This is a genomic window from Clostridium bowmanii (assembly GCF_018861315.1).
Taxonomy (GTDB): Bacteria; Bacillota; Clostridia; order Clostridiales; family Clostridiaceae; genus Clostridium_AD; species Clostridium_AD bowmanii.
In genome coordinates, this window is the sequence record NZ_JAHLDL010000026.1 from 30,098 (window position 1) to 53,099 (window position 23,002).

The following is a 23,002-nucleotide window of genomic DNA, read 5'->3' on the forward strand; positions in this document are numbered from 1 at the left end:
AATTAAATCATTATTCATTTATTCATTATTTATTCATTAAATACTCAGCAAAATCTTTCATTGCGTCTCCAACCATAGCTTTAACTTCTTCTTTACTAATTCCTGACTCATCTTCCACTTTACCTGGGTTTTTTTCCACTAAAATAGAAATACCATCAAATAAATTAGTCATTCTTCCAAGAAATAAACTTCCTTTACCAATTACCATAAAGTTCTTTAAAACTCCTGATTTTATATGTTCTATTCCATGTCCAACAATGGGTGCTCCTGATGGTATATGTCCTTGTGTTGGTGCAAATCCTGGATATCCATGTTGTTTTATAAAGCTCGGTAATTCTTTTCTATCTAATTGTCCCTTTTTAACTGCTAGGGCTCCAATCATTTTATAATTTTGTGTAGGTACATCCCCAGCACCAGCAGGTTCTGTTATCTCTGGATTTTGCATTTCTGGTGCATATTTATCCACATCGGTTATTTTCATTCCTGCAGAAGTTAATGGATCAAGTACTAATGCTTCAAGTACTGCTTGGGGAGCAGCGCCATGTCCTATAGTATGTTTTCCTATTACGTCTGTTCGAAGTATCGGACTAACTCCATCATTTTCTGACACAAGAATAGCAAAACCACCTAAACAATCTTCAAATATAGGTAAATCCTTCTTAACATGATCTTTACCATTCATACCGAGTTTTGCAGTAGCTCCACCAGCAATAACAAGTACATTTTTAAATATGCCTGATTTAACTAAAGATGCAGCATTTACTAAAGCATGAGTTGGAGCAGCACAAAATCCTCTTATATCAGCACCAGTAGCGCCAACAAGTCCTACAACTTCACCAATAGATTTAGCTAAATTTCCACCACCTCTTTGGTTCATATCTCCTACAGCCTCTTCAGAACACTCTAATATATACCCAATATCTTCTATTGGTATATCTAAGTTGCTTACTAGGTGTAGCCCTGCAAGAATACCTGAAGCTTTAACAGCTATGTTTTCTAGCATAAAATGAGCTGCAAGGTTTGGGTCAAATTCATGAGCACGTCTTACGCAACCCACTAATTCTGTTCCCTCATATAAACCTTCAGCACCACTATCTTCAACAAGACTTTTTATTTTATCTATTTCCTCACCAACTATTTTTTCCACTTTATCTGCTATTAATGGGTGTTTTAACAATTTTACTTTTACACTTTCTGCAAAAGAATTTTCTAATAGCACAAGGTCAAATACATCTGAAATTTTCATTAAACCATAGAACTCATCTTGTGGCATAATCTCACCGAATTTTCCAAATCTTTCTGAATTATCAAGATTTTTGCCATACCAAGGTCTAGGCATTTCAGCAAGCTGTTCTGGAGTAATATTTCCTATATATGCTTGATTTGGCGCATATGCCACAACCTCTTCAAATCCTCTTAAATGACTCTTCATATCTCTTAGATAAACAGACTCTGGATTTGTTTCTCTTTCTAATGTTTGTGTAGTTCCATTGTGAATTACCATATCTGGGGCATTAACTAAAATATAAGATGCTTTTTTCATAACTGGAAAATTCATAATTATTCATCCTCCTTATTTGCTCTTTCAAATACAAATTTTGATTTAACTTATGTACATTAATTTAACCTCAAAAATTTTAATGCACAATCCACAATATAAATTTTTGGAACATAACCTAAATTATATTCTATATAATTAAGCCAAATTATACATTGTGCATTGTGCACTGTACAAGTACATTGTGCACTGTACAAGTACATTGTGCACTGTACAAGTACATTGTGCACTGTACAGGTACAGTGTGCAAGTACAAATACCTTACATAAACAATTAGGGAACTTAAAAGTTCCCTAATTCATTCAATAATCAGTTAAATATTAGTCTTCAAAAACCCTTTGGCCATCTACAGGAGTCTGTAGAGCCACTAATGCTCTCTCCACTAATTTTCTTCTTAATTTAAACTCATCTTCCCTACTTAGTGCAGGGTTTCCAAGTGGGTGAGGAATAGCAATTGTTGGTATAATTCTATTAGCACCAACAGTTACTGAAACTGGAGTAATAGTACACATATGAACTACTGGAAGTCCAGCTCTTTCTATTTCTTTAACTAACGTTGCACCGCAACGTGTACAAGTTCCTCATGTAGACGTTACTATAACTGCATTAACACCGTCCGCAATTAGTTCTCTAGCAGTATCTTCACCAAATTTCTTAGATGATGCAACTGCTGTACCATTACCTACTGTTGAATAGTAATATCTGTGTAATGATCCTATTTTTCCTTCTTTTTCTAAGACTCTTAATACATCTACAGGAATAACTCTATCTGGATCTTCATTAGCATATACTGGATCGTGTCCACCATGTGCTGTTTCATGAGTAACAGAAGTTAAGTCATCTATTCCTTGTATATCATATTTGCATATCTTAGAAGCACTTGAAGACTCTATATGATCTGGATTTCCTTTTGGAACTATACCACCTGACGTAACTATTGCTATTTTAGCCTTAGTTATATCTGCTATAGGATCATTTGGTTCAACTCTATCAAAAGTAGGCATTTTGAATTCTGTTACAAATTCTTCTCCCTTTAACTTCTTAACAAGCATATCAACTGCTCTTTTAGATCCTCTTTCCTTAGCGAAATAGTTCTTTCTGATACCTCTTTCAATATAATTATCTTCAGCAGGTGTTCCTATATCGTAACCTTTAGCAAGTTTCAATGCTAAGTTCACCATTTTAGGCAATGCATCTTTCATACCAACTGCACTATTTCTAGTTGATACTAAATACACTTGTTTCTTATACATATCAGCACCTGGATTTTCTACATACATTCCAGACATTACTGGTATATTTAATTTTTCTTTTACTGCTGTAGCTACGGCACCACATGCAATACCATATCTTCCTGCGTTAAAAGCTGGTCCAGCTATAAATAAATCAGGACTGTATTTTTTCACCATCTCTATTATTTCAGCTTGAGCTTCGTCTATGTTTTCAGCAAAGTATGAATCACCACAAATTACAGTAGCAACTATTTCTGCTCCACCTTTTTTCAACAAACCATTAAGTCCCAGACCTGGTCCTACAACACCTTCTCTAACCTCTGGTTTAATATTTGCTTTTTCTTCTCCGCCTATTCCAGCATAAAATTGGTTTATATAATGAACTATTTTTAACAAGTATTTCTCCCCCCTTCTAATGGGAATTGACAATTTTCCCTTAGATATCTTAATATAAGATATCTTCTAATTGGCAATCTTATGGTATTTATAATAATGTATATCGTCTACTTTTACTTTATTTCTTTAAACAGTGTATTTAGAGAATTCTTCTCTAATTGGTTTTACTTCTCCGATTATTTCATCTACGTCTAAAACCATTTCCATCATTCCACATTGTTCTTCGTAAACAGCTTCATCACATTGCTGTTTAATTTCTGGTTCAACTATGTGGTATACTGCAAGGCCTAATGCAATTCCTGCTAGAGGGCCAGCATATGTTGGGTCTCCTGCTGCAACTGTTTCTGCTGAAAGTCCTGATGCTTCTGCTTCAGCTCCTCCAATGATTACTACCATGTTCTCAGCGCCAAACTTTTCAGTAAGGTCTTTTACTCTTTGTTGGATCTCCAGATCCATAGCTCCTGCGGCTGTTCAGACAAAGCATTCTGTTGATGCAAATACTACTTCTCCTCCACCAGATATTACGCAAGCTTCTATTGCAGGTCCTGGTATTCCGTCTCTATCTCCAATTGCTATAACTTTTTTCCCTTTTAACATTTTCATCTTCCTCTCATGTTTATATTTTTCATTATATCCTAATAGTTTTAATTTAATTCTATAACTATTTGGATATGAAATAAATTTCTTTTACACTAAAATTAATATCCTTTAGCTGTTAAATTATTAAATCCTACTTCACTAGTTGCACCAGTTATAACTTGAATTTCAGCATAAATGGAACCATCTTCAGAAAGACTGCCCATGTGTCCACCAGCTATTATATCTGCTGCTTCCATATGTCCAATAATTTTCTTCATTGGAGGAAGTTTAATTACTTCATTAGCATTTCCAGCAGTTACAACTGCATCACCATGAGGTGTTGAGTCAGCTAGTGATTGAGAACTACCGTCTTGACCAGCATATTCATCAGTTAAGAGTACAGTTTTAACTCCTTTTGCAGTTATCTTATTACAGTTCATAACAAGATCAGCATCTGGATTACCAAAACCTTCTTCTGAAATTATAGCAGCATCCGCTCCTATGAATTCAACTAATTTTGCCACCATATTTGAAGATCTTTCTTTATCTGCTAGGTATACGTTTTCGTTTGTTATTATACATCCCATAAAGTTTATATCCTTACCATGTCTTTCATATAAATCTTCAATTATTGGATGATTCATATGAACATAGCTTGGGTTTTTGTCACAAGCTGAAACACAGTTACCACTTACTATAGCTCCATCAAATATTTCTGTTGGATACATAAAAGTCGGTATTATTTTTTTAGCATCTACTCCATAAACATAAGTGTCATGTAATAAACCCTGTGTTTGAAGCATATATACATACACTACTTTTGGTAATTCAGGGTATAGTTTAATCTGCTCAAGTAATGGTAATGTTTCAAATGTTTTTACTTCATCAGGCTCAACATTTTTTCCAGCTAGGCCAAGATAAACAGCAGCTTTAAAACCTACCATTCTTACAGCTTCTTCATGATCATGTTGTAGTATTCCCTCTTTTGGTTCGCAAGTAATTACTAAGTTGTTTGTCTTTGAGAAAGGTGTAAATTTAGCTCCTTCTCCACACATATCAACTATTCCTTCTTGGAATCCAACAATCTTACCAGTAGTTATAACAGCTGCTCCTTTAAGAACGTGAGTCCTTCCTGAACCTACTGTATCAACTTTACTAATAAATCCTGGGAATATTCCACCACCACCACTAACTTTAACTCTTGGTTCTATTACGTCTTTTACTGGGATTATTCTAACTTCTTCACCTGGTCTTGCAATATCAAAATTTATACTATCTAATCTTTCATCTCCAGAAACTTCTTTTAATAATTCCTCTTGATTGACATAGAGAACTCCACCCTGAACCTTTGTTTCTGGTCCAAACTGAATATCTTTAATAAATATGTTTCCTATTTCTAGACGCAAAACATTCACCTCCTATGATATATAAAAATATATCTAATAGCTTACAGCTTTATAACTATAAGCTTTAGTACCAAATTATAATGTATTATGGTAATCTTTTATAAAGTTTTCTACATCATCTAATGAAGAAATTTTATCAGGTGTTATTGTAGCAACTTTTTCTCCACCCTTATATAAAATCATTGTTGGAAGACCTAAAACCCTTTGGGCAATAGCTGTTCTTCTTGCTCCACCAATGTTTAAAGAAGCAAATTTAATTTTATCTGAATATTTTTCTTCAAGAGCATGTACTCCTGGCATAAGTTCTATACATATTTCACATTTATCGCCCCAAAAATCAACGAAAACTGGCATTTCTGATTTTAATACTTCTGCTTCAAAATTTTCTTTATTTAATTCTACCATTACAAATACCTCCTAAATTTTAGTTATAGTTATTTCATTTATATTACAATGCAATAACGTGTTATATATATATATAATCAAAAGCATTATTCCTTTATTTAAAAGGATAGTACCTTTAAATATAAACTAGTTAAATTTGTCCTCAATGTAATGTTCAGCATGAGTAGCTGCTATTGCACCATCTGCAGCTGCTGTAATTACTTGTCTTAATAATTTTTCTCTTATATCTCCTGCAGCATATACTCCTGGTATGTTAGTTCTCATCTCTTCATCAGTTATGACGTCGCCTCTATCGTTCATAGTAATCATTCCTTTGAATAATTCTGAAATTGGAAGATATCCTACAAATACAAAACATCCATCTACCTTTAAATCAGTAAGTTCATTAGTTTTAACATTTTTTACAACTAAGCCTTCTAAAATTTCTTCGCCCTTAGCTTCTACAACTACTGCATCCCAAATAAATTTTATCTTAGGATTTTTAAAAGCTTTTTCTTGAAGAGACTTAGCAGCTCGAAGTTCATCTCTTCTGTGTATTACTGTAACAGTTTCACCAAATTTAGCTAAATATATAGCTTCAGATATAGCTGAATCTCCGCCACCTAGTACCGCAATGTCGAGATCTGTAAAGAAATCAGCATCGCAGGTTGCACAATAAGAAACACCTTTTCCTCTTAATTCTATTTCATTTTTAAACCCACCAAGTCTTGGGTAAGCTCCTGTAGCAATTATGATTGTTTTAGCTTTATAAAGTTCTTTTTTACATTTAATTGACTTAATGTCACCTTGAAGTTCAACTTCAATAACTTCTTCTTTAACAAATTTTGTTCCAAATTCTTCTGCTTGTTGTTTCATTCTTTTGCTTAGTGTTGTTCCTGTACACTCCTCAATGGACCCTGGGTAATTATCTAATTCATCTGTTGTAGTCGCTTGTCCACCAAACTTTGCTCTCTCAATTATTAAAGTATCCATTCTTGATCTTGATGCATAAAGTCCAGCAGATAATCCCGCAGGACCCCCGCCAATAATTATAGTATCGTAAATATGTTCCATAATTGCATCCTCCTCATTTTTTCATAACTCTTTTTTTTCATATGCTTAATTTATAGCATGATCTATTAAATCAAAATCTATAAGTTGAAAATCTAGCAATATCTTTTCATTCCACTGTGGTGTATTGAAATCTTTTAAAAATTTTTCTGTAGTCATAATGCTCTCTTCTATTATAGATAACGATTGCAAGTCAACTTTTAATAATCTCTCTTTTGATATGCAAATAGTTCTATAAGGTGTCTCATTTGGTTTTATACTGCTCATTAAAGGGTGAGTTAGCAATTTATGACCTACATGAATATTATCCCTAACTTTTTTCAAAATATCCATCATAGTTCCTTCAATAAAAACCACCTTATACTTGCTTTCAAATTGCTTCTTTGACATTGGATTATTGGTAACAATAATTAAAGGTTCTATCAACTAATTCCTCCTTACTGTTCTCTAGAAAACAAATCAATTACTTTATTACTTTACTTATATACACCTAAGACAGATTTGGGAACACAAAAAAAACAGATATAAAAGCCCCTTGTGCCCTTATACTCTGTCTTTTAACCTGAGAGGTTTACTCCGTCGGTGCTATTCGCTTTCCAGAGGTATGTCCATTTTTGGTACTTTTGCCTGAGAGATTCATGTTGCATAGGCTGCAATACTTACTCCTTCGGCTATCTTAAAAAGGTTAAATCTTTACACTTTACATATATAAGATTTATCCCATTATAATTTAAGATCATCTCCCTAAAATATCATCCACTTCAATATTTAGTTTTTGTTTGTTTTTTATTTATCTTTTATTATTTATCGACTATTTATCTATCATTTATTTACAGTATACACTGTTTTTTTTGTTAAAACCACAATATTTCGAATATTACCTATTCAAATTATCTATAGAAGGGATTTATATATCAAATAGTTTGTTATTTTTTTATCATTTACGAATAACATTAATTTTTTTTACAAAAATCGAAAAATTATTTACTCCTATAATTGCATTATAAATAATATATACTTTATTACATACTTAATCCTTATTTGAATATTTTCTAATACTCTTCAACATAAAAAACACCACAGGCACCTTCACCAGCATGTGTTCCCACAACACAACCAACCTCACATTCTATAAAATCCATTTCTCGCTGAATCATATGGGTTCTAAAACTCTCTAAAATACCTTATCTACCCCATCCATATAAGTCTCATTCTCTATGTTCACCAGTAGCGGAAAAACTTCTATATTATACTTATCAATAACTTCACTGTTTAAATCACAAGTGCTATCTGTTATAATTTTAATCTTGTCCATTTTATTCCTCCTCGCTTACCTATGGGGGGATATCAGAATTATTAATTCCTTATTTCATCTCTGGAAACCCTATTTGTTTAAGAGCTTCATATGCTGTAATAGCAACAGTATTGGAAAGATTAAGTGACCTAGTTGTTGTACTTATCATAGGTACTCTTATACATCTCTCAGGGTCACTATCTCGAACACTATCTGGAAGTCCTGAGGACTCACGCCCGAAGATTATAAAATCACCTTTTTTATATTTTACTTCTGAATATAAGTTTGAAGCCTTTGTTGTAGAAAAGTAGAATGTTGCATCTTTATATTGTTCTCTAAGCGCCTCATAAGACTCGTGTATCTCAAGTTCTAAAAAAGGCCAATAATCCAGTCCTGCTCTTTTAAGTTGCTTCTCCTCTAAACTAAATCCTAAAGGTTTAATAAGATGAAGTTTACAATCGGTAAGCACACAAGTCCTTCCTATATTACCAGTATTTTGTGGAATCTCAGGTTGAAATAAAACTATATTTAAATTCATAAATTCTCCTCCTTGCCCTTATAGGCAGTAAAAAATATTGTTAATCATTTTGCTCAAATTATTTAAGTACATAGTGTCATATTACCTTAATTTATGTAAGTAGTAAAGATATAGCGAATCAATATCCCATTAACATGCCCTTAAACTATAATAACTTCTCAATGATTTCCGCTCTTTTATAAGCTCTATCTGTTATTTCTTTTGGATAACACATGTACTCTAAAAGTTTAATGGCATTTCTTGTTTGAGAAATTCCTTTTTTAATCTTATAATCAAAGCTTAACCCCTTATGCGTATCAACCTTTTCACTAAAGTAATAAAACTCATAATTTTCTTTTAAAATATCCACAAGTTCTCTATCATGAGTAGCTACAATAGAAATACTTTTACCTTGGTTTATATAATTTAATATCTCTGCAGACATAGAAATTCTCTCTATAGGATTTGTACCCCTAAATATCTCATCTATAGGGCAGAATACAGGCACATCTTTTTCTAGTGCTTTAATTATCCTAAGAATTGATTCTACCTCAGCCATAAAGAAACTTTTCCCCTTTGTTAAATCATCATTAGGACTAATTGATGAAACTATATTGAAAAAAGGAGCCTTGTACTCTTTAGCTAAAACAAAATAGAAACTTTGAGCCAAAATTATATTTACTCCCAGCATTCTTAAGAAAGTAGACTTCCCAGCCATATTTGTACCTGTAAGTACAATACCACCTTTTTCTATACTAATTGAATTTCCAACAGCATCTTCTATAAGCGGATGTATTCCTTCCTTTATAAACAATGTAACTTCACTTATAAACTCAGGTTTTACATAAGCTTCTCTAAGTTCATGTTCGTATCCTGAAATAGAAATTAGTGCCTCTAATTCCCCAACTATGTAGTAAAGGTCCATCAAAACCTCTTTTTCTTCTTTTATTTTATCAGATATAGAATAATATGCAGTTTCTTCTAGAAGAAATAGTACGGAAAGCGGTTCAAATAATCCTGCCCACATATTTATAAATCCTATTAATCTTGTGCCTCTGTCTATGCCCTTTATGGATTTAAGCATAGTGTTTATTTTATCTTTATAATAAATAATATCTTTATTATTTATACTTACAATTTTTTTAGCTGCAATAATATTTTTTCTTAAATAAAATATACCATTAGTCTTAATAGCTTTTACTTCCCTAGAGTTAATATTAATATTAATATAACTTAATACAAACAGTGCTATCATAAATTTCACATTTACAAAAATTGAAAGAAGGATAATAGTTAATGGTACTATTTTACCCATAAAAGTATAAATATAATATTTTGTTTTATTTATGGTAAGATTATTTTCTATCATATCTAAAAATCCATTTTTAAAATCATTATTCAAATTAAATAAAATGCACTGAAGACTCTCCCTTAACTTACTGTTTTCATTTAATAATCCAATTAATCTTCCTCTTTTTTTTAACTTCTCTTCTTCCATTAACGGATTTCTGAGCATTGAGTATAGTGCTGCTTCTCCTGAACTGCTATAGACCCTATCTAATTTCTCATATACCTTATTCATATCTAAATCTGACCATGTTTGATCATCTATGGTATATTCATCTTTTTCTCTCATATCGTAAAATTTTCTAATCTTCTCAAAGTTTCTTGCCTTATCCATACCTTTGTTATTATCATTTCTTATTAATCCTAAAATTTTTTTATTTTTTATTTCCCCTAGGACATTCAAAACTCTTTTTCCTATATTCAAGTTTAATTTCCCCCTTTGTACCCATCTTCACATTTGCTATTATAATTGTATCATAATATGGAGTTTTAGCACAAAAAAATATTGATGTCTAACAAACAACTGATCGCGTATTTGCCAATACAACACTGTCTGCAAAGCTGCTGTAGGATAATTAAATGGTATCCAATGAATACTAAGTAATGTTAACAAAATAAAACTAATTATTGCAATAAATATAAATCTTTTCAAATTCATTCTCTCACTCATATTGAGGATCTCCTTTGTTTACCCCACAATAGGATACTATATAGTTGCTATTACTATTTATATTCTATATATTGTTTGCTTCTACTTATTGGCCTTATCGTGTAATTTATTAATTGAAATAATATTGGATATGCTACTACGTATGAATACTGTATATTATATATAATTACTATAATTCCAAACACACTCATACACATTGAATTTATAATTGAAATATACAGCTGAAGTCTTAAGAATTCATGTTTATTTACAATTATGAACTTATCACTTCTATTGTAAATATTAACTTTATTTTTAAACATAATAGATTCAATCAGAAACCCTACCCCTACAACAATAATTGCCAACCCAAGTGTATTCAACTCGATTCCCCCTTATTTGCACCTCAATAATCTTGTTCTTTGATATAATCTTAGTTTTTTAGTAACTTCAAACAAACGGATTTTAGAATACTCGTCAATTTTAGTGCATGTGGTAGTATGAAATTTATCCGGAGTGACTTGCAATAAGAGACGAAAGGAACATTGAAATTCTATTTAGAGAATTTTATATTTGCAAAATATTAGAATTTATTAATATAATTTCTGGTCCCGAGCTCGTTTGCAAGACACGCAGGATAAATTTTATACTTGCTTATACCTCTAGCACAAACTTCTGAATAACCTTTGCTACTCCATCGCAATTATTACTATCAGTAATATACTCTGCAGCCTCTTTCACAAGCTCACTCCCATTTTCCATAGCAACTCCAAGCCCCGCAAATTTAATCATAGATAAATCATTCTCACTATCCCCTATGCAAATAATCTGCTCACTTTTTATGCCATAATAATCTCCTAAAATTTTAACCGCACTTCCCTTTGATACACCCTTATTCATTACTTCGAAATTATCAAAACGGGAACTTACCACTTCAAAATCATCCATACCTTTCAACTTATTTTTAGCACACTGCAATTTATCTAAATCATCATCTACTGCTATGCCCTTAAAAATTTCTCTTTCATATTTTTCAAATATTTCATTCCAATCTTTAACCAGCATTATTTTAACCTGATTATCTTTTGGTAGTGTTTTATTAACTTCCTCATAAAAACGGGAAGAATATATTAATTTTTCCGTAAAAACTATATTGCTAGTATAAAAGTGTGGATATAAACTGTACTGCCTAAAAACTTCTAAAAGTTTCTTACATTTTTCCACTCCAAGTGTTGACTTGTAAACTACTTCATCTCTATCTTTTTCCCTAATATAAGCACCATTAGAAGCTATTACTGGTGACTTAACCCCCAAAATCTCAGAGAAAAAGTCAGCAGAAGTAAAAATTCTTCCCGTACACACTGCAATCCTTACACCTTTTTCACTAGCTAACCTTATAGCTTTAAGATTTTTATCACTAATAACTTTCTTATCATTTAATAAAGTGCCATCCATATCAATACATATTAATTTATATTCCATGCTTTTTGCCTTCCTTCTTATGTTTTTTATTAAATAGTCTTAAGTACATAGAAAATAGACCAAGCTATTATTAATAGTGTATCCTATAAAACATATTTTATATAGCCTAGCCTAATGAATCTTATTTATATATGCCTAAGTATTTCTTCAATAAATATTGAACCCTTCCTTGATAATCTTTCAAATACTTCTCCAGAAATACATAGTACTCACTATTATTTAGAATCATCGCTGAGTGTTTACCATAAAACTCTTCATATGCCCCTGTAACTAAAATTTTCATTCTTTCTTTAAGCTCAGAATTTGTTATGCCCTCCGCAAATTCCAAATCTCCTTGATATTCTGGCTTAACTATCTGTACCACAGCTAATCTACAAAGGTAGTAATTATATAGTGGTGCTACTTTTTCAGACTTTAATAGTTTATTCCGCCTTATCAATACTTTTAGAATTCTCATAAGTATAAATAATATGACTACAGTTAATATAAGTATCGTCCTAAGTTGCACATCTGAAAGTAATCCCACCTTACCTCCTGCTGCTTTCTCTGCAGGCTCAATATCCCCTATAATATTTTGTGGCTTCCGAATCATGTTTATATCAACTTCACCGTTATTTCCACTATTTTTCTGCTCTTCTTCAAACTCTTTTAGTTTTCTTTGAATCTCCTCTGAGGCAGTAGGGGATGCATCTGCTATTGTCCACATATTTGAATATTCCAAGGCCCCAAGTAAAACTTCACACCAAGCATGAGCATCAGAATTAGAAACACTATATAATCCACTAGCATCTTTTTTATCAGGTGTTTTAAACCCTTCTGCATATCTTGCAGGTACTCCCGCAATCCTACACATTACAGTCATTGCTGTATTAAAATAAGTACAATACCCTCTTTTTTCCACGAATAAAAAATAATCAATAAATTCAATATTCTCAGGTATCACTGAAACCTGTAGATCATACACATAATTTTTTGTTAAATACTTTTTTATTTGCAATACCTTTTCTATGCTAGAATTAGAATTTTTTGTGATGTCCTGGACTAAATCGTATGTCCTTTTAGAAATATTTCCTGGTACCTGAAGATACTCCCCATAATTTTTTACTATTTCTAAATCCTCACTGTATTTATATGAATATCTATCTTCAATGGCAGAATTTTTATTAATTAATGTATTTATATCCTTATATTTAGGTTGCAACAAATAATCCATAGGCAAATAATATTCATCATTTAATGTATAATCAATTTTATTTAAAATCCTTTGTCTGGAATCGCTTATATTCTCAATAGTGTCAATTACATCTGTATATCTATAAAAATCTACTTTATAGGGTTTTGTAACTGCATCCTCACTTAAGACTGAAGGCGCCTTATCGTAAAACAAAGTTCCCTCCACATCCACATTAAATGTATAGTTAGGTACGAATATTGTATTAGTTTTAAATTTTTTACCAGGATATATAGTTAATGAATTTCTAATGTCAATTGAACTTTTTCCATATTTTAAAATTTCCATATAACTACTGTCTATTTTTTTATAATAATTTTCATTAGCTTTGGTCCACTTATTCCCATCATAAAGATCCTTAACATTGCTCTTTAAATAATAAGGTTTATCACTTTTAACCTTAAAAACTTCTTGGTAATTTAATGTAATTGGTCCACCCAATTTTTTATCATTACTAGCATACCCAGAACTAGATAAACTATATCTATCTTTATTTGCTGAAGAGGTTTCAGAAGTTTTTGATGCAAATTTATTCTCAAAATAATTTCCAAAACGACTTAGGTCTCGCCCCTTATATTCCTGTGGTAGAATAAGAGCTATTTGAGATATTGCTAAAGATATTATAACTCCATAGATTAAAATGGGAGCAAAGTTAAAATATACGTTTACTCCTTCATTTTTATATTGCTGAATCCTTTTTATATAACTCATAATAAGAAAAGTAAATAAAGAAATAAATAGATATAAAAACAAATACTCCTTAACCACGGCATAAGAATTAGAAAACCATAAAGTAATTACCACACCAAGAGAAAATATCAATATAAATTTCTTCATAAACCTAAATGTTATCCATAAAATTAGTGCAGTAATTAAAGGAATACCTATAATTAATACAATTTTGTATTGATAAAAGTAAGTAATAGCGCCTTCATATATAAGGTCATTTAGACTGATAATATTTTTTAAAATATACTGATTTACTATATCATTAACAAATTTAGCTTTTTTAAGATAAAGGGCACCACCCACACTAAATATAAATAATGTAAACAAGACCCTATATTTTCCTTTTTTCAGGACGTAATCATAAAACCAATAAATTAAAAAACCAATTAAACCTAATAAACTTGTAAATCCATAATTGAAATTTTTAATGTATATGCCTTTTTCTAAAAGTCTTAAACTAAAGTTCAAGTTTATAATAATTAGAACTATATATATGAGTTTTCCCCTTATCCACTGCATTGCTTCACCTCTCTATGAGTTCCTTAAAATTAATGCATTCTATTCCTAAATTCTTAAGAAGGGTAATATTTTTATGAAGATCGATATTTTTAACAATATTATTGTTTTTAAATTCATGTGTGGACTTTGCATAGTAAAACACACTAACTCTATATCGCATTTCTTTTAAATTGATAAGGAGATCCCTTAATGTATCGTCAACAGATATACTTACAATTCCTATCCAATTACCTTTAGCTATATGCTTTAAATTTGACTTTATAAAGCTAGTAAATTCTAAGGTCCCATCACTTTTAGTCTTTAAGAACAATTCCATTACCCCAAGAAAATCTTCCTTGCACTCCACGTGCATTTCCTTTTGCTCCTTTGCATTTATAAACAAGGTAGTTTTAATTTTAGTATTCATCATATATTTAGTTAAAGATAATGAGAAATCCACCATATCTTCCTCAATAATTTCACTCAACCCATTTTGCAGGTTATCAATATGCATATCCATAAATAAATTGCATTCTTTTCCAGAAATCGAATCAAAATTCTTCACATACAATTCTCCATGCTTGGCACTTAATTTCCAATGTACTTTTTTAAGATTATCGCCTGTATTATACTTTCTTATGTCTTTGATCAATGTAAAATCATCAATTCCACTTTTGCTATTAATAAGATTTTCATAACTATCTTGCCCACACAATTTTATATCAAATAGATCATATATCTTAGGATATACTCTAATATCAAGTTTGTTGTGGATATTTATTATTGATGTAAAAATACAAAACAGGTCACTTACTTCCAAATGAATATCTCCAAAATCATAAATTCCCCTTTTTTTAAAAAATATTTTATTAACGATCCATTTACTCTTGTCTATACCAATAAAAATAAAATCTCCACAGTATCCTTCTATTAATGAACCTAATATTTTACTTTCTACGTAAACATAGGGTGTGGGTATTATCCCTGAATTTCCTACTATTATTGTTATATTAGCGCTGTCTCCCACATTATAAGATTTACTGTCATATCTTAATTTGGCGCTCAAACTCTTTTTAGATATAAACATATAAATTATTCCTAAAATTATGGTAACTGCAAACACATAAAATATTGAATAGGGTAGATTACCTCCTGAAATATAAGCGAAAATAAGTACTATTATACTCAGAACTATTATTTTTTTATTAACCCTTATCATCTTATTTCACCTTAGGAACTTGAATTTTTTTTAAAATATCTACAATTACCTGCTGCGTAGTATAATTATTAGCTCTAGCTGATGAAGTCAAGGTTATTCTATGACTTAAGACAATCATTACATTTACCCGTATGTCCTCAGGTATAATATAATCTCGTCCATTTATAAGCGCAGTGGCTTGTGCAACTCTTTGAAGTGCTAAGGATGCTCTTATGCTTGCCCCTAGCAATATAAAGCTATTATGCCTAGTGGCATTAACTATCTTAACTATATATTCATTTAACTCTTTTTCTACATGTACATCCCTGACTTTTTTCTGCAAATATAAAATATCGTCCTCCGTGGCAACAGGTTTTAGCTCTTCAAAAGGATTACTTTGCCTATATAAATCTAATATATTAACTTCGGAATCTGTTTCAGGGTAACCTATTTTCACCTTAATCATAAATCTATCTAGTTGCGCCTCCGGTAATGAAAAGGTCCCCTCGTATTCTATAGGATTTTCAGTTGCTAAAACTAAAAACGGCTCTTTTAGTTTATATGTAACTCCATTTTCAGAAATTTGTTTTTCTTCCATTGCTTCAAGTAGTGCAGACTGTGTTTTAGGAGATGTCCTATTTATCTCATCGGCCAATATAATATTAGAAAAAATAGGTCCCATTTTATATTCAAACTCCATGGTTTTTTGGCTATATATAGAAACCCCAATAATATCTGAAGGTAAAAGATCTGGCGTAAATTGGATTCTATTATATGACAGATTTAATGACTTAGCCAAAGCTTTAATAAGTGTGGTTTTTCCTACCCCCGGAACATCTTCAATTAAAATATGACCATTGGCTAATATTCCTTTTAATATATTGTAAATTTCAAGTCTCTTTCCCAATATAACCTTTCCAATGTTATCTGCAATCCTTTGTACTAATTCCACATCATTTGTCATAATTTATCCTCCTCACCATGCTTTAGGATATAAAACCTATAATATTATAGTAATTATATAATATCATCATTTTCATGATATATCCATTAATTCAATTATTAAACTTAGATTTAATTCTGAATTTTCAATTTATATTATGCTAACAAAATTATATTTCACGCACCTTTTGTAGGAACACTATAGGTAGTTTCTCCTAAGTGACTTGCAATAAGAGACGACCAAACTATAAAAATTGATTTAGAAATTCTTCTTATGCGAATATAATATTTTAATAAACCTGACAAGACTACTAACTATTAGGACTAGTTACACATTTATAAAATAACATATATTTCGTAAATGGTGAGTTTTTTCTTATATTATGCTAACAAAAGTATATATTGCTAAGAATGTATTTGAACAAGCCTAGTAATTCTTAATTTATTTTATTTATAGCTGCGTATAGAAAAATGCATGTTTGAGTGTCAGCGAGTTTGCATTTTTTAGCAGGTGCAGATAAAATAAATTTTAGAATTACTTGGCGATGTGAATGCATTCTAGCAATATATACTTTTAGTTAAAGCATAATATAAGAAAAAACATAGCGTTATCTAACTCGCTATGTTTTCATAAATATCTATTATTGAGGTGTCACAACCGGAGGTACCACTGGTGGTACTGCTGGTGGCACTACTGGTGGTACTACTGGAACTATTGTGGTCTTCTTTTTAGTACCAACTTTTACAATACCATTGATAACATTAAATGTATCTTTATTTATAACCGTAGTATCAATTAGCTTACCATTTTCATAGGTTTTTCTAGATACTTTAACTATATAACCATTATAACCTGTTTTAACAATTTCACTTTCATCTTCATACTTAGTTGAATCTTTTATTACCTCAGTAGTTGGTTGAGTAACTTCCAATATTTCACTTACTATTTCATAAGATTTTTTAGTTAATGTAGAATTAGAATAAACATTAAAATATACATTCCTGTCTGATACAAAGCCTTCAATATATACTGGGTACTTAAAAGTATTCTTAAATTTATAATCAAGATTACCATAATCAACCGTGGCATCTTGCCCTTTTGGGATATACCCTGAAGAAATTGTATGATGAGTTCTTTCTACAGAATCAAGTCCAGTACCCAGAATTGCATTATATAGAGTAGATGAAACCTGGCATATTCCTCCACCTAGACCTTGCTCTATTTTATCTCCAATAATTACTCCAGCACTTTGATATCCTCTTTCTGAGGTTCTCTCCCCTACTGTACCATTAAAACTAAAGACATCACCAGGCATAAGTAACGTACCACTAATGCTTCTAGTAGATAGTCCTATATTAGTTGACCTGCCTTCTGCTGAACTTGAAAAGTTCGTAGAATAACTAGATATTTTAGTGTTTATTGCCTTTAAAGCAGTAGCTGTTACTTTAGGCTTTAATTGTGTTACTGGAGCCACAATGCTTACAGCATCTTCTGAAATGACACCGTTGATTTTGCTTTTAATGTCTTTTTTTAATTTATCCTCTTCGAGTTTCCTTCCAATAGTTTCATTAGTGACATTAAACTTACCACTACTCGCCATAGTTAGAGTTGCGTTTACAGCCTTTTTATTTGTATCTTTAGCTATATCTCCTAACATTTGATCAACGATTTTATCATTGTATTCAAATGTTAGCTTTATTGACTTCTGTGTAGGAAAAGTTGTAGCTTTATATTTTTGAAACATATTCATGTCTCTTCCATAACTATATGCCTTATCTATTGCCTGATTGATATCATACTTAGCATCTAACATTGCATAGTCTAAGGTGTATTTTTTCTCATCAGTTTTTATTTCTATTTTTTTCTTTACTACCTGACTTGAATACTTGTCCATCATTATCTTTTGGGCTTCTTCCTTAGTCTTACCTGTTAAATCTTCATTTTCTATTTTAACTGTAGGTAAAATTAGCGAATCCCAATGTTTTACTTTAACATAAGAATAGCTTGTAAAAATAATAATACCTACCAAAATTAAAATTCCAGTCATTATAATTGTTTTTTTCTTCATATAAAATCTCCTTTTCCACTCCTTGATAGTATACTACAAAGATACTAATAAGCCTATACACTTTTATTATTCTTATATCTGATATTTTTACATCTATTTATTATTTCCGGCTAAATCTTTGGGTTTAAATTTAACATTTTTTATGATAATATTATGCCAATACTAATTTCATATCGAAGGAGTGATAATATGAGTTATAACGAAGATAAGATTAAATACTATTTGAAGAGCATTTTATCAATATCTAGCCCTTCAGGTTACACTGATAAAATCATGGACTACATAAAAGAAGAGCTTGACACTTTAAACATACCGCATTTCACCACTAATAAAGGTGCGGTTGTGGCTACCTTAAAAGGTAAAAACAATGATTATCAAAGAACTCTTTCTGCTCATGTAGATACCCTTGGAGCAATGGTTAAAAAAATCAATTCCACCGGTTCATTGGCATTGGATCCTATAGGTGGGTACATGATGAATTCAATAGAAGGTGAAAACTGTACCATAGAAACTGTCCTTGGCAAAATTTTCACTGGTACTATTCAAAGCACAAAACCTTCAGTACATATTAGCGGTAATGATGCTCGTGAGCTTAAAAGAGATTCTGAAAATATGGAGGTTATTCTTGATGAAAAAATTTCTTCAAAAGAAGAAGTTGAAAAATTAGAAATCAGTGTTGGCGATTTCATTTGCTTTAGTGCGAGAACACTATTTACTGAAAAAGGCTTTATAAAATCTAGACACTTAGATGACAAAGCTTCAGTTGCTATTCTACTTTATGCCATCAAATACATAGTAGATAATAAGATTGAACTCCCATATACAACCAATATATTCATTAGCAATTATGAAGAGGTTGGGCATGGTGCTTCTGCCTCATTACCAGAAAATACTAAGGAGTTTTTATCTGTAGACATGGGTTGTCCAGGACTTGATCAAAATTCTTCTGAATATAGTGTATGCATCTGTGCTAAAGACTCTAGTGGCCCTTATGATTTAGGACTTAGAAAAAAGTTAACAGAAATTTGTAAAAAAGAAAATATAGATTATAAAATAGACGTTTATCCACACTATGGTTCCGATGCTTCAGCCGCTCTAAGAGCTGGCTATGACATAAAAACAGCACTAATTGGAGCTGGAATTTTTGCATCACACGGCTATGAGAGAACTCATATGGATTCCATATTATGTACTTTAAAATTAATAATTTCATACTGTTCACAAGAATAGTGGATAAAAAATTGGTAGTAGAAAAATTCCTACTACCAATTTCATATTCTAATTACTTATTTAATTCAACCTTAATAAGCTCAAATATTTTTAAATCATTGTTTTTCCTAATAACATATATTTCTTTATTATTAGAAGACCAAACACTCTCGAAGTAGCTGTATTTACTAGTTACTTTAAGATCGGTAGTAACACTGCCATTTTTTACAGCATTCGCCCAAGATTGAATGTTTTTATTATTGATGTTTACTTCATTATCTGTTAAACTATGTGTTTTTTCAGTTGCTAAATCAAAAACCCATAAACTTGAAAATGTCTTTTGAATATAAAGATCTTTTTTACCAGTACTGGAATCATAGTTCTGAGTTTCTTTACCTTCTTTTACATAACTTATTGTGTTACCATCATCAGAAAATGCAGGTTCTTTACCATCATCTACAAACCTTTTATTTTTCGATGCTAAATTTAAAATATATATTTTACCTTCAATTTCATATACTAAATTCACACCATCTTTAGATATCATAGGATTTTTTCCATCTACAATTTTACTAGACTCTTGCCCATTTTTGTCAGTTAAATAGATTGCACCATTTTTTGCTACACTGTCTCCATTCTCTGTAGTTACCTTTTCTGCTTTATAATAAATTATTTCATTATTTGGTGTGAAATTAGGTTTTTCAACTATTTGAGTCTTCTCATTATAATCGATTAATTTTTTTTCTTTTGAAGATTCTATATCCTTCACATATATAGCGCCTTCTTTAACATTAACTAAGCTCTTTTCACCAAGTGAATAACTTGAGTCATAGATTTTCAAACTAGAAGTTACATCATCTTTTACGTTCTCCATTTTTGGTACATTAGTTGCATTAGATCCATTAGATGCCTTTATAGAAACCATAACCTCTGTTAAAACTCCATCATCTTTACCAGTGTTATCTACACTATCAGGTATTACAGGATCCTTGTCTACGGAATTCACTTTATCATTTTCTTTTTTTATTGTAGCATCATTTGCTTTGGTATCCTTTTCCAATGTTTTATCAACAGCACTACTTTTACTATCCTTTACTATAACTGGTATCGTATTCACTTTATTTTTACTTGCTAACGCATCTTTAGGTTTCAACACGTTTGTTTTTTCACCCTCAACTTTAGTTGAAATTTTCCCAGTCGCTATTGGCGTAATAACATCGGGAGTTAATTTGTTCTTTGTAAATATACTCATGCTTGGAACATCTATAGCCTTAAATATTGTCCCACTTACAACTACGCAAATTACAAAGCCTGAAGCAATTTTGAAATACTTGTTTTTCTTAAATCTATCTTTACATTTAGGCAGTTGTGTAACGTTGCTGTATTTATCACCAAACATTATCCTATTTTTTAGATCACATTTGAATTCCTCATCAATAACAATCTTTGTTGCATCCTTACACAATAACTTTTCTACATAAAAATCATTGCTAACCACTTATATCACCTCTTAAACTATGTTCATAATTTTTTTTAATTTTCTTTATAGCTCTTGAAATAGTTGACTTAACAGTATTTTCTGTTATATTTACTACTTCTGCAATTTCTCTGAATTTTAGACCACCATAAAATCTTAAATAAAGCATTTTTTTAGTATCTTCTGGTAATACATCAATTATTTTGCTTACTCCATTAAACTCATCTCTGATAACAATATCTTCATATCCAAAATCTTCGTCACCTATATCCAAAAAGTTTTCAATAGGGATTACTTTACTGTTTTTTCTATAAAAATCTATAATAGTATTATGAGCTATACGAAAAATCCAATTTTTACTTTCTTCTACCTCAGTGATTTTATCCTTGTTTTCAAATATTTTAGTAAATACAGTAGCGATTATATCTTCTGCATTCCATTTGTTTTTTACTGAAACAAAAATATATCTGTAAACACAATCATAGTACATATCATAAAGCTGTTCGAACTTACTTTGCATTAAGCGGTACCCCCATTATAATTTGTTATTTTAATACCACTGATTATTAAAAAAACATTTCGATTAATATACGTGGTTTTTTATATTTAGTTGCATATTTTACTAAATTTTATGGATTTTTTTTGAAATATATAGAAATATTATACCATATTTTGAATAATACTAACTATATTTCCAAAATATTTTTTTATTATAAAATAATACACATTGTTTTCCGCAAGCTGTACCCTATATAATAATTATAAAAATTCATAAAAAAGCTAGTGGTAATTTTCAATAGAAAATTACCACTAGCTTTTTTATATAAATATTACAATAATGCGCATCACATTTTACTTTAGATATTTTTAACTAGCTACAAAATCTATGCTTACCAATTATTTTTATAAGTGGTCGTGACCATATCCACTTATTAGTGCTTGTTGCTGGATTAAAATAAAATACTGCTCCGCCGGAAGGGTCCCATCCATTTATTGCATCCCTGGCAGCTCTTATAGAGTCCGCTTCAATTTTTGCATTTATTTGTCCATCTACTATAGCAGTAAATGCCCCTGGTTGATAAATCACTCCTGCTATTGTAGATGGAAATCTAGCATCTGTAGTTCTATTTAAAATTACTGCGCCAACTGCCACTTGCCCTTCATAAGGTTCTCCTCTAGCCTCACCATTTATAAGTCTAGCTATTAGATCCACATCCTTATTGTTAGTTACGTTATTGCTAGAAGTTGTTCCACTAGAATTTGCTGTACTAGTATTAATCCCTATAGCTGCTAGTGTTTGGCTTCCTGCCACTCCATCTGCCTTAAATCCATTGCTTGTTTGAAACGACTTAACAGAAAGGTAGGTATTGTAACCATATATTCCATCAACACCATTATTATAATATCCCCATTTCTTTAATTTTGTTTGAATTTGTTTAACCTGATCACCTTTCGACCCATATTTGTAAACCTGCGATACAACTGCCTTACTAGAAATATTAAAATAAGATTCACTTGCAAAATATGCAATTAAAATAATCATGGCTACACCAATGCATTTTTTGAGTATATGTTTATTAATCTTCAAAGGTATTCCTCCTCAAAATTAAGTAGTATCAAGTAAATAGCACCTTAGTATACTATTTATTTTATATACCTAATATCTACACTTTATTAATAGCATTAGTTTGCGCCAAATTCCAAAAAAAATACACTGCGCTACTTTAATCTAAT

The 23,002-nt window shown here is 30.9% G+C and carries 20 protein-coding genes, 1 pseudogene and 1 riboswitch; of the genes and pseudogenes, 1 reads left to right on the forward strand and 20 read right to left on the reverse strand.

Features of this window, described 5'->3' with window-relative positions; genetic code table 11:
• Positions 1-25: 25 nt before the first annotated feature.
• The 17 genes and pseudogenes from grdC to KPL51_RS16380 form a co-directional block, all read right to left on the reverse strand.
• Positions 26-1,558, reverse strand: a complete 1,533-nt coding sequence (gene grdC / locus KPL51_RS16300; RefSeq protein WP_216163660.1) for a glycine/sarcosine/betaine reductase complex component C subunit beta — start codon at positions 1,556-1,558, stop codon at positions 26-28.
• A gap of 320 nt (positions 1,559-1,878) precedes the next feature.
• Positions 1,879-3,186: a glycine reductase complex selenoprotein B gene (gene grdB, locus KPL51_RS16305; protein WP_216163662.1), complete on the reverse strand. Its 1,308-nt coding sequence runs from the start codon at positions 3,184-3,186 to the stop codon at positions 1,879-1,881.
• A 126-nt stretch (positions 3,187-3,312) separates the two neighbouring features.
• Entirely contained in the window at positions 3,313-3,789 is a 477-nt protein-coding gene (gene grdA / locus KPL51_RS16310; protein ID WP_216163664.1) for a glycine/sarcosine/betaine reductase complex selenoprotein A, read from the reverse strand.
• 95 nt (positions 3,790-3,884) lie between these two features.
• Positions 3,885-5,171, reverse strand: a complete 1,287-nt coding sequence (locus tag KPL51_RS16315; RefSeq protein ID WP_216163666.1) for a glycine/sarcosine/betaine reductase component B subunit — start codon at positions 5,169-5,171, stop codon at positions 3,885-3,887.
• Positions 5,172-5,246: 75 nt separating this feature from the next.
• Positions 5,247-5,576 (reverse strand): thioredoxin family protein, encoded by a 330-nt coding sequence (locus KPL51_RS16320; protein WP_216163668.1) that lies wholly within the window; start codon positions 5,574-5,576, stop codon positions 5,247-5,249.
• Between the two features lie 126 nt (positions 5,577-5,702).
• Positions 5,703-6,629, reverse strand: a complete 927-nt coding sequence (gene trxB / locus KPL51_RS16325; protein ID WP_216163670.1) for a thioredoxin-disulfide reductase — start codon at positions 6,627-6,629, stop codon at positions 5,703-5,705.
• Between the two features lie 45 nt (positions 6,630-6,674).
• Positions 6,675-7,052, reverse strand: a complete 378-nt coding sequence (locus tag KPL51_RS16330) for a GrdX family protein (protein ID WP_216163672.1) — start codon at positions 7,050-7,052, stop codon at positions 6,675-6,677.
• A 179-nt stretch (positions 7,053-7,231) separates the two neighbouring features.
• A riboswitch (glycine riboswitch) is annotated at positions 7,232-7,382 on the reverse strand.
• 296 nt (positions 7,383-7,678) lie between these two features.
• A complete protein-coding gene (locus KPL51_RS16335; protein ID WP_216163674.1) occupies positions 7,679-7,783 on the reverse strand; it encodes a DegV family protein in 105 nt (34 codons plus the stop codon).
• Between the two features lie 29 nt (positions 7,784-7,812).
• Positions 7,813-7,941, reverse strand: a pseudogene (locus KPL51_RS16340) (DegV family protein); the annotation flags it as partial.
• Positions 7,942-7,990: 49 nt separating this feature from the next.
• Positions 7,991-8,458 carry a tRNA (cytidine(34)-2'-O)-methyltransferase gene (locus KPL51_RS16345; RefSeq protein WP_216163678.1) on the reverse strand — a complete coding sequence of 156 codons (468 nt, stop codon included), beginning with the start codon at positions 8,456-8,458 and terminating at the stop codon, positions 7,991-7,993.
• A gap of 145 nt (positions 8,459-8,603) precedes the next feature.
• Complete coding sequence (locus tag KPL51_RS16350) at positions 8,604-10,118, reverse strand: MutS-related protein (RefSeq protein ID WP_216163751.1); 1,515 nt, start codon at positions 10,116-10,118, stop codon at positions 8,604-8,606.
• Between the two features lie 389 nt (positions 10,119-10,507).
• Positions 10,508-10,816: a hypothetical protein gene (locus KPL51_RS16355; protein WP_216163680.1), complete on the reverse strand. Its 309-nt coding sequence runs from the start codon at positions 10,814-10,816 to the stop codon at positions 10,508-10,510.
• Between the two features lie 271 nt (positions 10,817-11,087).
• Positions 11,088-11,915: a Cof-type HAD-IIB family hydrolase gene (locus KPL51_RS16360; RefSeq protein ID WP_216163682.1), complete on the reverse strand. Its 828-nt coding sequence runs from the start codon at positions 11,913-11,915 to the stop codon at positions 11,088-11,090.
• A gap of 121 nt (positions 11,916-12,036) precedes the next feature.
• Entirely contained in the window at positions 12,037-14,394 is a 2,358-nt protein-coding gene (locus KPL51_RS16365) for a transglutaminase domain-containing protein (protein WP_216163684.1), read from the reverse strand.
• Positions 14,395-14,398: 4 nt separating this feature from the next.
• Entirely contained in the window at positions 14,399-15,592 is a 1,194-nt protein-coding gene (locus KPL51_RS16370; protein WP_216163686.1) for a DUF58 domain-containing protein, read from the reverse strand.
• Between the two features lies 1 nt (position 15,593).
• Positions 15,594-16,535 carry an AAA family ATPase gene (locus KPL51_RS16375; protein ID WP_216163688.1) on the reverse strand — a complete coding sequence of 314 codons (942 nt, stop codon included), beginning with the start codon at positions 16,533-16,535 and terminating at the stop codon, positions 15,594-15,596.
• Positions 16,536-17,154: 619 nt separating this feature from the next.
• The gene (locus KPL51_RS16380; protein ID WP_216163689.1) at positions 17,155-18,582 is read right to left on the reverse strand and encodes a VanW family protein; all 1,428 of its coding nucleotides are present in this window, start codon (positions 18,580-18,582) and stop codon (positions 17,155-17,157) included.
• A 189-nt stretch (positions 18,583-18,771) separates the two neighbouring features.
• On the opposite strand from KPL51_RS16380, the gene KPL51_RS16385 reads away from it, so the two are divergent.
• On the forward strand, positions 18,772-19,812 hold the full coding sequence (locus KPL51_RS16385; RefSeq protein ID WP_216163691.1) for a M42 family metallopeptidase: 1,041 nt from the start codon (positions 18,772-18,774) through the stop codon (positions 19,810-19,812).
• 52 nt (positions 19,813-19,864) lie between these two features.
• Here the strand turns inward: KPL51_RS16385 and KPL51_RS16390 are convergent, their stop codons facing one another.
• From KPL51_RS16390 to sleB, 3 genes are all read right to left on the reverse strand, one after another.
• Entirely contained in the window at positions 19,865-21,289 is a 1,425-nt protein-coding gene (locus KPL51_RS16390) for a TolB family protein (protein ID WP_216163693.1), read from the reverse strand.
• On the reverse strand, positions 21,282-21,788 hold the full coding sequence (locus KPL51_RS16395; protein ID WP_216163695.1) for an RNA polymerase sigma factor: 507 nt from the start codon (positions 21,786-21,788) through the stop codon (positions 21,282-21,284). The genes KPL51_RS16390 and KPL51_RS16395 overlap by 8 nt, the downstream gene beginning before the upstream one ends.
• A 351-nt stretch (positions 21,789-22,139) precedes the next feature.
• A complete protein-coding gene (gene sleB, locus KPL51_RS16400) occupies positions 22,140-22,850 on the reverse strand; it encodes a spore cortex-lytic enzyme (RefSeq protein ID WP_376770097.1) in 711 nt (236 codons plus the stop codon).
• Positions 22,851-23,002 lie beyond the last annotated feature (152 nt).